The organism is Pseudoalteromonas sp. NZS11 (genome assembly GCF_015864765.1).
Classification (GTDB): Bacteria; Pseudomonadota; Gammaproteobacteria; order Enterobacterales; family Alteromonadaceae; genus Pseudoalteromonas; species Pseudoalteromonas arctica.
In genome coordinates, this window is record NZ_JADYWP010000009.1 from 22,173 (window position 1) to 34,480 (window position 12,308).

Genomic DNA, 12,308 nt, shown 5'->3' on the forward strand with positions numbered 1-12,308 from the left:
TCCTTTAATTACTTTTTAATATTGTATAAACGTCACTTAACAAGCTTGAAGCACCAAACCTAAATGTATTTGCTTGCAAATAATCATCACCCATTATTGCGCGTGCTAGCGCTAAATAATCACTGGCATCGGCAACAGTTTTAACACCGCCGGCAGCTTTAAAGCCCACACATTTATCCGAGTTTTTAATGGCTGTTAGCATAATTCTTGTTGATTCAAGGGTTGCATTAATGGCCACTTTACCCGTACTGGTTTTTACAAAATCGGCACCACCTTCAATTGCCAATTGAGTAGCCTGCGTTATTAGCGCTTCGGTTTTTAGCTCACCGCTTTCTATTATTACTTTTAGTTGGGCGCGCGACCCACATGCTTTTTTACTTTCGCTTACATAGCTAAGTACTGTTTGAACATCGCCCGCTATGAGTTTTTTGTAAGGAATAACCAAATCAATTTCGTCAGCGCCGCGCTCTATTGCAATAAGTGTTTCGTTAATTACATCACTCAGTGGCGCATCACCTGTTGGAAAATTAGTGACCGTTGCAACTTTTACGTGATTAAGCTCACGCGCTGCGAGTGCTATTTTTGCATCATCAACAAAGTCGCTATAAACACATACGGCGGCAGGCGTACCTAAGGTAGGATTTATGTTATCAACAAGTGCTTGAATGCTTTTGGTGGTATCGCTGGTATTTAAGCTTGTTAAATCCATCAGTGCGACTGCTAATGCGGCATCTTTTTGGTGTTGTGTCATTAGAGCTCCGTTGCCTCTTGAGTACAAAATAGAATATGTCTCCATATTAACAAATTAAACCAAACTCGCTATAGCTCATAACCAAACACTATAAGCTGTTTATTTTACTTGTAACTCGGCGCAATCCCTTGTTAACTAACTCTTAGGCCTAAAAAGCCCACCTATTATAACTTTTGGTTATATCAACTTGGTTTTAATTATTTTTTACTTATTGATAGCCGCTATATTCTGCTTATCAGAATAAAGCGTTTTCTTATATTTGAATTTGTTTAGGGGTCTTATTAACGTGCAGTATTTACCTATCTTTACCAAACTCGACAACAAACCAGTATTGGTTGTTGGCGGTGGAGAGGTCGCATTACGCAAATGTCGCGCGTTTTTAAAAGCGAGAGCAAGCGTTACTTTAGTAGCGCCTTGGTTTTGCGACGAACTAAAAGAGCATGCGCATAATAATGAAGTAACGCTTATTGATGCTTATTTTGATGAGTCGCATCTCGATGGAAAAATGCTTGTTATTGCAGCAACCGACCGCGATGAAGTAAACAACAACGTATTTGAACTTGCCAATGCCCGCAATGTATTTGTAAACGTGGTTGATGACCAACCTAAATGTACGTTTATATTTCCATCCATTGTTGACCGCGACCCAATTACGATTGCTATATCAAGTGCAGGCACAGCGCCGGTACTTGCGCGTCGCTTACGCGAAAAGCTCGAAACCCTTATTCCGCATCATATTGGCCCACTTGCAACACTTGTAGGTGGCTTTAGAGACAAAGTAAAAAAACGCTTTAAACATTTTTCAGACCGCCGCCAATTTTGGGAAGGCGTGTTCGACTCATCTGTCGTGAGTAAAGTGCAAACCGGTGATACTCAAGCCGCACAGCAGCAACTAGAGCAAATGCTAGATGCTAAAGCAGAACCTGAAGGCGAAGTATATGTAGTAGGTGCAGGCCCTGGCGATCCAGAGCTTTTAACACTTAAAGCACTGCAACTTATGCAACAAGCCGATGTGGTTGTATACGACTTTTTAGTGTCTGACGAAATTATGGAATTAGTGCGTCGTGATGCTGACCTTATTTGTGTAGGCAAACGTTTGGGCGATCATAGTGTTGTTCAAGACGACACCAACCAAATGCTGGTCGACCTTGCTAAACAAGGCAAAAAAGTGTGCCGCATTAAAGGTGGCGACCCGTTTATTTATGGTCGTGGTGGCGAAGAAGTACAAGTACTAGCTGCTAACAACGTAAATTATCAAATTGTACCAGGTATTACAGCCGCTGCAGGTTGTAGTGCTTATGCGGGTATTCCGCTTACGCATCGTGACCACGCACAAGCCATTCAATTTGTAACTGGCCACTGTAAAAAAGACGGTCAAGAACTTGATTGGCAATCGCTGGCAAAAGCAAATCAAACGCTTGCTATTTACATGGGCGTAATTAAATCGCCGCACATACAAAGCGAGCTTTTAAAACATGGCCGCAAAGCCGACACACCTGTTGCCATTATCGAAAACGGTACACGTAAAAATCAGCGTGTAGTAACAGGCCAATTAGGCGAACTTGCCGACTTAATTGAACGCAACAGCATTATATCGCCTGCGCTACTCATTATTGGTGAAGTAGCCGCCCTGCACTCGCAACTAGCGTGGTTTGGGAAAAACGAGCAAACAAGCAGCTTTGCACAGCCGCTAACAGATGTATCAAATACATAACCGAATTTTAAATTTGTAACTTTTAATCATTTTAGTAGGACGACTAACAATGGCTTTAACTCACCTTCAGCAACTTGAAGCTGAAAGTATCAAAATCATGCGCGAAGTCGCCGCTGAGTTTGAGAACCCAGTAATGCTTTACTCTATTGGTAAAGATTCGTCGGTACTTTTGCACTTAGCGCGTAAAGCATTTTACCCTGCAAAAATTCCGTTTCCGTTATTACACGTAGACACCAATTGGAAGTTTCGTGAAATGATTGAGTTTCGCGACCGTATAGCTAAAGAATACGGTTTTGACCTACTGGTACACAAAAATCCAGAAGGCATTGAAATGGGTGTAGGCCCGTTTACGCATGGCTCGGGTAAACATACCGACATAATGAAAACCCAAGGCTTAAAGCAAGCACTTAACAAATATGGTTTTGATGCTGCATTTGGTGGCGCACGCCGCGACGAAGAAAAGTCACGCGCAAAAGAACGTGTTTACTCATTCCGCGATAAGCACCATCGCTGGGATCCTAAAAACCAACGTCCTGAGCTTTGGAACACTTATAACAGCCAAGTTAATCCGGGCGAAAGCATTCGTGTTTTCCCGTTGTCTAACTGGACTGAGCTTGATATTTGGCAATACATTTACCAAGAAAACATCGACATGGTACCGCTTTACCTAGCAAAAGAGCGCCCTGTTGTTGATCGCGATGGCACCCTAATTATGGTTGACGATGAGCGTATGCCACTTAACGAGGGTGAAGTACCGCAAATGAAATCTGTACGTTTTCGTACATTAGGCTGCTACCCACTTACCGGTGCAGTTGAGTCAACAGCAAGTACTTTAACCGAAATCATCGAAGAAATGCTGCTATCTACGTCATCTGAACGTGAAGGTCGTGTTATTGACCATGATTCAGCAGGCTCAATGGAGAAGAAAAAACGTGAGGGGTATTTTTAATGTCTAGCCAAAATAACGATACATTTAACGAAGTAAAAGAAATAGGCATAGACGCCTACCTAGCACGCCAACAAGATAAAAGCTTATTGCGTATGCTTACGTGTGGCAGCGTAGATGACGGTAAATCAACATTGATTGGCCGCCTACTGCACGACAGCCACCAAATTTATGAAGATCAGCTAGCAGCCCTTCATAAAGATAACGAAAAAGTAGGTAATGCAGGTGAAGATCTTGACCTTGCATTATTAGTTGATGGCCTACAAGCTGAGCGTGAGCAAGGCATTACCATTGACGTAGCGTACCGTTACTTTTCAACGGCTAAGCGTAAATTTATTATTGCCGACACACCAGGGCACGAGCAATACACGCGCAACATGGTAACGGGTGCATCAACAAGCGATGTTGCTATTATTTTGGTTGATGCGCGTTACGGCGTGCAAGTACAAACCAAGCGCCATAGCTTTATTTGTGACTCGCTGGGTATTAAGCAGTTTGTTGTTGCCGTTAATAAAATGGATATCGTTGATTTTGACGAAACCGTGTATGAAAAAATTAAGGCCGATTACCTTAAATTTGCTGAACAACTTAACGTATCAAACATTAAGTTTGTGCCTATGTCGGCGCTTAAAGGCGACAACGTAGTAACGCGATCTGCTCATACACCGTATTACACTGACAAGCCGCTACTTGAATTACTAGAAGATTCGCCAGCAGCCGAAACAGATACAGGCTTTGAAGCGCGCCTACCGGTGCAATATGTAGTGCGTCCTAACTTAAACTTCCGTGGTTTTCAGGGCACACTTACGTCGGGCAAGATACACGTAGGCGATGCAATAAAAGTATTACCGTCGGGTAAAACATCAAGCATTAAAGAAATTGTTACCTTTGATGGCAATTTAGACAGCGCAGAAGCAGGCCAAGCAATTACCGTTACCCTAAATAACGAAATTGATATTAGCCGAGGCGACGTAATAGTACCTGCAAATTCAACGGCTGTTGTTACTAACCAGCTGCAAGCTAAAATTGTGTGGATGCATGAGTCGCCATTAGTATTAGGTAAAAGCTATAACCTAAAGCTAGGCAGCAAAAACACTTCAGCTATTGTTACAAAGATTGATTACACGATTGATGTAAACACGCTTGAGCACGGCACTAGCGACTCACTGCAGTTAAACGAAATTGCGATTGTAACGCTTGAACTAACCGAAACTATTTTGGCAGACGAGTACCACAGCAATCACGAAACAGGCTCGTTTATACTAATCGATCGCTTATCAAACTTAACGGTTGGTGCGGGCATGATTGAGCAAGTACTGCAAAGCCAAGCACAGCAAAGTAACTTTAGCGAATTTGAAGTTGAATTTAACAGCTTAGTACGCAAGCACTTTCCGCATTGGCAAGCGCTTGATATTTCTAAGTTATAAGTTAACTTTAGCCTGTTAGGAATTTAAAAGCATGGTAGAACAGCTCGTTTTAACAGGCATTATGCTTACCTTAGTCGGGTGCCTTTTTGGCACCCGTATTAATCCAGCATGGTTATTTGTAAGCGCAATTGGCACCAGCTACTTAGCAGGGCTAATCGATCTTGAAAGCATGTTAATTAATTATGCTAACCCGTCGCTTATCACCTTAGTGCTATTGGTGTTAGTGTCGACCGCAATAGAAAAAACCACCCTAATTCAAAAGTTAGCGCAATCGCTATCTAAAGGTAGTTTAGTAAAATCGGTAACAAAATTGGGGTTATCAACCGCCTTTTTATCGTCGTTTACTAACAATACCGCCGTTGTTGCATCGCTTATTACCGCGATAAAAGACAACCCTAATCACTCCCCTTCAAAGCTATTATTACCGCTGTCGTACACTGCTATTTTGGGCGGCACCATTACGCTTATTGGTACATCAACCAACTTAATCGTTAATGGCTTTGCAGTAGATGCGGGCATGGAACCGCTGGGCTTTTTTGACTTTACCTTAGTGGGTTTAGGCGCGCTAAGCGTAGGCCTAATTACCATTTTAGTGATGCTTAAATACTTACCCGACAACGGTAAAAGCGACCAAGAAGTCGTGCCTTTTTACCTAGAAGGCAAAGTACAAGCAAACTCAAAATTAATAGGCCAAACCGTTGAAGAAAACGGCCTGCGTGATTTAAAAGACTTATTCCTCGCTGAAATTATTCGCGATGGCAGCCGCATTTGCGCAGTCACCCCACAGCAAATTATTCAAAAAGATGACGTGCTACTTTTTGTAGGTGACATAAAATCGGTGCCATTACTTACCCGTTTCGACGGCCTAAAAGTCGTGCACGAGAATCATCAAAAAGACATAGAACACTTAGTAGAAGTAGTCGTAAGTCAGTCTTCAAAATTTATAGGTAAAACCGTAAAAGAAGCCCGCTTTAGAGAGCAATTTCATGCTGCTGTTATTGCCATTCGTCGTGGGCACGACCGCTTACAAGGCGGCCTTGGGCAAGTGCAATTACAAGCTGGCGACTCACTTATACTCGCACCAGGCAAAAACTTTTACACCTTGCCTAATTTAAAGCGCGAATTTGTGTATATTTCAGGGTTTGACTTACAAGCCCACCTTGCACCTAAACAATCAAACATTGTGCTACTGTGCTTTGCCGCAGTACTGGGTTTAAGCATTATTGGCATAGTGCCGCTGGTTAAAGGCTTATTAGTATTACTGATTGGCTTAATGCTCAGTGGCACCATAAAACTTAACGAAGTAAAACGCCGTTTTCCTATCGAGTTACTCGTAGTCGTAGGTAGTGCCATTGGCCTTGCCAAGTTAATGATAGGCACCGGACTTGCCGGGCAAATATCCGACGCCATGTTTATGGTACTTGGCGACTTTGGTCCTTACGGTGCATTTATTGCCATATTTTTAATGACCGTATTATTTACCGAGCTTATAACTAATAACGCAGCAGCTGCCTTGTCGTTCCCTGTTGCTTACTCGCTCGCGGTTGGTTTTAATGTAGACCCGCTACCATTTATTATGGCGGTTGCCTTTGGCGCATCAGCCAGCTTTATATCGCCATTTGGGTATCAAACTAATCTAATGGTTTATAGCGCGGGTAACTATCGCTTAAAAGATTACATAGTGATGGGCTTACCCCTTTCTATTATTTATTCAATCACGGTATTAACCTTGATCCCGCTGGTATTTCCGTTTTAATACCTGCGCTCACAGTATAAGAGACTCTCACTATGGATGAAAATATAGTTTGGCATAACTACGCAACTACAAAAGCACAGCGTAGTGAGCAAAAAAAACATAAGCCCGCTATTTTATGGTTTACCGGTTTTTCGGGCTCTGGCAAAAGCACCGTAGCAAACGCACTAGAAGCAGCGCTTAATCAGCAAGGTACGCACACTTACCTGCTCGATGGCGACAACGTACGCCACGGTTTATGTAAAGACCTAGGCTTTAGCGACGAAGACCGCATTGAAAACATACGCCGCGTAGGCGAAACCGCTAAACTAATGACCGACGCTGGCTTGTTAGTACTTACTGCGTTTATATCGCCTTTTAGAGCGGAGCGCGATATGGTGCGCAGCCTAGTAGATGACGGCGAATTTATTGAAGTATTTATCGATACCCCACTGGATGTATGCGAAAGCCGCGATCCAAAAGGCTTATACAAAAAAGCCCGCGCTGGAGAGATAAAACACTTCACGGGTATCGATTCAAGCTACGAAGTGCCAAATAATCCAGAAATAATTTTAGATACAAGTAAAAACTCCCTAGACCAATCGGTTACACAACTGATAACGTATCTAAAACAAAAGCACATAATATAGGTTAACCCCATGAATCAAACCGAACTGCTAGAAGAAACCCTCATCCTTGCCCGCAAAGCAGGCCAAGCGATAATGGGAATTTACGAAAAGGATTTTAACGTTGAGTACAAAGCCGATGAAAGTCCCGTAACCGACGCCGATTTAGCAGCTCATAAACTGATTGTGGCAGGGCTTCAACAGCTCACACCCGACATTCCAATACTCAGTGAAGAAAACGCCGACATAAGCTGGGATGTACGCCAAACGTGGAAAAGCTACTGGTTAGTTGACCCAATCGACGGCACTAAAGAATTTATTAAAAAGAACGGTGAATTTACCGTAAACATCGCCCTAATTAAAAACGGCATTCCTATTTTAGCCGTAGTAGATGCACCTGCCCTTGGCGTATCGTACTTAGCCGCCGAAGCAATTGGCGCATTTAAAGATAAAGGCGATGAGCGAATTGAGCTTAAAGTAACCACCAAACCTAACAAAGGGTTAATACGTGTTGTAGGCAGTCGCTCGCATCCATCACCCGATTTAGCCGAGTTTGTAAAACGCTTTGACGACGTTGAAATGGTGTCTAAAGGCAGCTCACTAAAACTGTGTTTAGTCGCCGAAGGCAGCGCCGATATTTATCCGCGCTTAGGCCCAACCTGCGAATGGGATACAGGCGCAGGCCATGCAATCGCTGAAATAGCCGGTGCAAAAGTAACTAAACTTGACGGCAGCCCGCTTATTTATAACACCAAAGATGAATACTTAAATCCGTATTTTATTGTGAGTGCGGTTGAAGAATAAAAGCTAAGAGTTACGAGCTGTTAGCTACTAACAGCTCTATGTCAATTTAAACACCGTAGGTTGGGTTGAGTGAAGCGAAACCCAACGAGTGCCCGTTAACCATCTTTGCTATTTTGCGCTAAGCAAAAACTTGTCTACTAATTGATAAAATGTATGATTTTTATGGAGTAATTTCTTTATTTCTTGATTTAGGTTAGGAGCATTTGGGATACATCTAAAATCAGCTTCTTTAAAGTTCGAGATAAAATCAATTACATCTTCGATTTTATTAACACCTAGTAAACTAGTTAGTTTAATTCCAGAAAGTTGAAATGAATCTAAGTCATTCTTAAGGTCTTTTCTCTCTTTACCCCGCAAAAATGATTTTAGCAGTCCAAACAAAAATGTAGCTGCTACTAAATCTGACTTACTAAAAGCACTTCTTAAGACTGGAATTAATACCGTATCTAAACTGTTATCCACTTTTAGACCCATATAACGCATCAGATGACATAAGAAAGTAATATTTTTTAGCTGCCGATCAAACTGCATCGTCCACTCATTTTTCATTGATAGTTGTTCAAACAACGGATATAACCATTCAATTGTTATATTGGGAGCTATTATATTAATGAGTGTCTGATCAGTGTCAAAACTAACTAAGTATTCTGATTCATCTCCTCTACTTAGATCACTAGCTATCGTATTCTTAAACCTATTTAGATCTTCAACCGAGAATATCTCACCAACGCTCATAAACCTCTCAAAATTGTACTCCTGAGTGGTGCTATAACTTAATATTTTAGTTACTAACGGTAGTAATTTACTAAAATCGGATTTTTTAACTTCAAATAAAGAGCGTATATCTCGTATTGTTTCTTGATCACTACACGAATTATTAGGGAGCGCTTCCAATACGACCTTGTCTAAATAACAGACATCTCCATAATTCCGTCCAAAATACTGAAAATAATTACATGTATTATTAAAGGTTAGCTCTCTATCTTCTTCTTTTATTTGACCTAAGGACATTCTAACTTGACCAGCATACTTCTCAGGCGACGCTTTATACTTTAAACCAAGCATTGCTTTGTAATATTCAAACATAAAATTATCTTTATTAGTGTTGTCGTATCCACTAATTCCTTCGATGAACTCTGTAAGATCGAATCCCTGATAGTCTGAAGGATAGCTTTTATTTTGAAGTAACTTATCAAACTTATGTGGTGAAACTTCTTTTAAAACTATACTCATTAATAATGAGGTAAAATTAACTTCCCCCATCAATCCAGTAGGTTGCCATATTTGAGACACCCTCCTTAGAATTTTCTTTAACTCTCTAAGTGAGGTTATTTTTTTATCAACTAACTTTACTGAATTATAAAAAGGAAGCCCGCTCAATTCTTCTAAACGCCACTTATAAATATCGTTAGAATCAATGAACTTATTACCTTCTAAAATATAAAAACGTTTTCTGTATTTATCTGTAGCAGTACAAACTTGATGGTAATTAATAGCAAATTCTAAAGAGCTGATTATAAAATCAGATAAAATTTTTCTAGCATCAAATGATAAAACATCCTCCCTATAATCAGTTGCCTTTGAAATAACTTCTGCGGCAATTTCATTTTCATTACCCATAGCAATAATAAAACTAATATGACCTAATTTTCTGTCTTTTAACCTATCAAGCAACGCAGCAATATCATTTAAGCGCTTTTCGTTTTCATCTCCGGTCCCGCGATCTACATCTTGCAAAGTAATCAGTAATTTATGATTTGTAACTTTTAATACTGCGTTGAGCTTTAAAAAACTGCCCTCAATATCAACAGGGCCAGCAAGTAATGTTGAAGCGAATTGAAATACGCTACCACCCGACTTTAGTGCTTCAGTGTAATGTTTAGGTAGCGTACGGAAGGCGCACATATCAATATGCTGGCTTATATCATCTATAATATTACTCAGTACAACATGGGCAACACTACCGCTGGCTGCGCCCCATGTTGATATATCACTGTGTATCCAATTAATCTTGTTTTGTTGTTTTACTTTTAGCTTTTCTTTATCAGAAGACTCCAACTTCACCTGTTTAGGCTTTTTAAGTTCGCTTGCTATTGCTGCAACAATGCTGCTTTTTCCGCAACCATAAGGCCCACATAGCGCTATGTGTTGTGCTAAATCTTTTTCATCTTTATCACCACCACCATTACGTAATCGATCGGTGATACGCTCAGCATAAACTTGCAAGTTTGGCTCTAATTGCTCTGTGTTTGTAATGATCGAATCATCTTTAAACCATTGCTGAAAATCGTTTAAATTCTCAAGCTTTAATTCAGCTTTAGGCTTATGTTCAGTGTTAAACTCTTTATCTGTTGTTTTTAGCTGCTCCCATTGCAAACATATCGACATACACAAATAAGCAGCTGCTATCCAGAAAAATACCCAGAATGCTTGCTCTATTTCGATTAAGTTTATTGCTGAGAACAAATAAAATGCTGAAAACGCGCACAGTACAACTGAAAACACCGGTTTTTCTGTAAATAACTTAGCTTGATAAACAATAGTCGCTGCAATAGCTAAAAAACTCAGCGCCAGAAATTTAAAACTAACAAAGGCATGGGCAGTCAGTTGTTCTTCTATTACATTGGAATACGTGAAGTACACATAACCCACAATGAAAAGTAAGCCAAATAATACACTTATCGTTACTGGCGGATATCGCCAGTTAAACCCAGTACTGCGTTTAGAATGCGATATATAAAACTTATCAAGCAGCAGCTTTACGCCAATACCTGCTAAAAATGCGCTGCTGTAATGCAAAACCGGATTGGCATGTAAAATAGCGCTCCAACTTGAATATGCCTTTTGTACAAAACCGACTTTACTTAAAAATACAGTAATTGTTGCAGCAGTAATTGCGCACAATAAAAGAGAGAGCCAGCGCGTGGCTGTAATGGGGAGAGTTTTAACTTGTGACAACTTAATATCCTTATCAATACGTTACCTTGCCAGTGTATATCAATTGAATATTATTGGATAAGCAAGTTTAAGAAATAAAGTCGCCTCTTGCCTTTACCACTCGAATGACGCTATGGCTTATTGGGTTTCACTTCGCTCTACCCAACTTACGTTTTGATATAAAAATGAAGTTTTATTACTTTAGGTCTTGTTTTGAGTTTAGGGCGAAAGTCAAAAAAGAATGTACCGACCCTATTCCTTCTACAACCCTTAACGATTTTGCTGGGCGATAAAAGCAAGCGAGTGTTGATTAAATAAGTCTGGGCGCTCCACATTACAGACATGGCCGCAATGGTGAATAGTTTGCAGTACGCTGTTTTTATGACGCTTTACCATTTCTTTAACAGGGCCAAGGAACATATGATCTTCTTTGCCCATAATGTACAGAATGGGGATATCAATGTCTTTTTCTTTGAAATATTGCATTAAAGGATTTACGTCCATGGCTAATTTAAACCATTTTATAAACTCTTTTTGGCACAAGCGTTTTGCCTCACGAACAAACAAAAGTCGAGATTCTTTATGACGCTTTTTCGGCATCATAATAAAAGCAAATAAGCGATACAGCCACATATAAGGCAGGAAGTGTTTAAAAGTATTACCTAAATAAACCAATGTATTACTGCGAGTATTAAAACGAGTAACCGCTCCACCTAGCACCATGCTAGAAACATATTGCGGCGCAATTTCAGCAATATTTCGAATAATAATTGTGCCCAATGAAATGCCAACAAAGTGTGCGCTGGTGATATTGTTATGATCTAACACATCGATAATGTCTTTAGAGACATTATTAAACGAATAATTATTATCAACAAAGTTTTGTACTAAGTTATTCGATTTACCGTGACCACGAAGATCAAGCAACAATACATTATATTCTTTTTTATAAGCCTTAAGCTGACGAAACCAAATTGCCGAACTACCACCTGCTCCATGGACAAATACAACCCATGTTTTACTGGTTTCGTGTGGAAAAATAGTATGGAAAAGAATGTCTTTGCTCATTGCAGTTAGTGGCCTATTTACTTCGTTTGGCGTATTCAATTGTAGGAAGTATAACGGAGTTTAGAAAAAATCTCTTATGAAGTTCTGATCAATGCCTTCTACTTAACAGCTTTTGGGAGCAGACTTTGATTTTTAAATGAAAACCAATAAAAATGACCAGTCCCTATTTTTACGGCATTGCGCCTCTCTCGGCTTTGCTGATCGGATGATGCAGTGTTGGGTTTCGCTCCAACTAACCAACCTACCCCGTACAGTAACTCTATAATGTGGCTTGCCATTTAAGGCTTTTGCTCACTTTTACAC

Annotated in this window: 9 protein-coding genes; 6 read left to right on the forward strand and 3 right to left on the reverse strand. The window is 40.4% G+C overall.

Annotated features, from left to right (window positions below; genetic code table 11):
• Positions 1 to 4 precede the first annotated feature (4 nt).
• Positions 5 to 751, reverse strand: coding sequence for a deoxyribose-phosphate aldolase (deoC, locus tag I6E82_RS16135; protein WP_197118284.1), 747 nt, complete (start codon positions 749 to 751; stop codon positions 5 to 7).
• A gap of 286 nt (positions 752 to 1,037) precedes the next feature.
• Between deoC and cysG the strand changes: the two genes are divergently transcribed.
• From cysG to cysQ, 6 genes are read left to right on the forward strand one after another with little or no spacing between them, the layout of a single operon-like run.
• On the forward strand, positions 1,038 to 2,465 hold the full coding sequence (gene cysG, locus I6E82_RS16140; protein ID WP_024600081.1) for a siroheme synthase CysG: 1,428 nt from the start codon (positions 1,038 to 1,040) through the stop codon (positions 2,463 to 2,465).
• Between the two features lie 49 nt (positions 2,466 to 2,514).
• Entirely contained in the window at positions 2,515 to 3,414 is a 900-nt protein-coding gene (gene cysD / locus I6E82_RS16145) for a sulfate adenylyltransferase subunit CysD (protein WP_008133447.1), read from the forward strand.
• Positions 3,414 to 4,838 carry a sulfate adenylyltransferase subunit CysN gene (cysN, locus tag I6E82_RS16150; RefSeq protein WP_165740255.1) on the forward strand — a complete coding sequence of 475 codons (1,425 nt, stop codon included), beginning with the start codon at positions 3,414 to 3,416 and terminating at the stop codon, positions 4,836 to 4,838. The genes cysD and cysN overlap by 1 nt, the downstream gene beginning before the upstream one ends.
• A gap of 31 nt (positions 4,839 to 4,869) precedes the next feature.
• The gene (locus tag I6E82_RS16155; RefSeq protein ID WP_165740257.1) at positions 4,870 to 6,594 is read left to right on the forward strand and encodes an SLC13 family permease; all 1,725 of its coding nucleotides are present in this window, start codon (positions 4,870 to 4,872) and stop codon (positions 6,592 to 6,594) included.
• A 32-nt stretch (positions 6,595 to 6,626) separates the two neighbouring features.
• Positions 6,627 to 7,220, forward strand: a complete 594-nt coding sequence (gene cysC, locus I6E82_RS16160; protein WP_101164433.1) for an adenylyl-sulfate kinase — start codon at positions 6,627 to 6,629, stop codon at positions 7,218 to 7,220.
• 9 nt (positions 7,221 to 7,229) lie between these two features.
• On the forward strand, positions 7,230 to 8,000 hold the full coding sequence (cysQ, locus tag I6E82_RS16165) for a 3'(2'),5'-bisphosphate nucleotidase CysQ (RefSeq protein ID WP_197118285.1): 771 nt from the start codon (positions 7,230 to 7,232) through the stop codon (positions 7,998 to 8,000).
• A 108-nt stretch (positions 8,001 to 8,108) separates the two neighbouring features.
• Here the strand turns inward: cysQ and I6E82_RS16170 are convergent, their stop codons facing one another.
• Together I6E82_RS16170 and I6E82_RS16175 are read right to left on the reverse strand one after the other, a co-directional pair.
• Positions 8,109 to 10,958: a P-loop NTPase fold protein gene (locus I6E82_RS16170; protein ID WP_197118286.1), complete on the reverse strand. Its 2,850-nt coding sequence runs from the start codon at positions 10,956 to 10,958 to the stop codon at positions 8,109 to 8,111.
• Between the two features lie 249 nt (positions 10,959 to 11,207).
• Positions 11,208 to 12,005, reverse strand: a complete 798-nt coding sequence (locus I6E82_RS16175) for an alpha/beta fold hydrolase (RefSeq protein ID WP_197118287.1) — start codon at positions 12,003 to 12,005, stop codon at positions 11,208 to 11,210.
• Positions 12,006 to 12,308 lie beyond the last annotated feature (303 nt).

Excerpts from the sequence above, each read along its gene's own strand:
- deoC (WP_197118284.1), bottom strand. The coding sequence starts at position 751 with ATGACACAACACCAAAAAGATGCCGCATTAGCAGTCGCACTGATGGAT.
- cysD (WP_008133447.1), top strand. The coding sequence starts at position 2,515 with ATGGCTTTAACTCACCTTCAGCAACTTGAAGCTGAAAGTATCAAAATC.
- cysN (WP_165740255.1), top strand. The coding sequence starts at position 3,414 with ATGTCTAGCCAAAATAACGATACATTTAACGAAGTAAAAGAAATAGGC.
- I6E82_RS16155 (WP_165740257.1), top strand. The coding sequence starts at position 4,870 with ATGGTAGAACAGCTCGTTTTAACAGGCATTATGCTTACCTTAGTCGGG.
- cysC (WP_101164433.1), top strand. The coding sequence starts at position 6,627 with ATGGATGAAAATATAGTTTGGCATAACTACGCAACTACAAAAGCACAG.
- cysQ (WP_197118285.1), top strand. The coding sequence starts at position 7,230 with ATGAATCAAACCGAACTGCTAGAAGAAACCCTCATCCTTGCCCGCAAA.
- I6E82_RS16175 (WP_197118287.1), bottom strand. The coding sequence starts at position 12,005 with ATGAGCAAAGACATTCTTTTCCATACTATTTTTCCACACGAAACCAGT.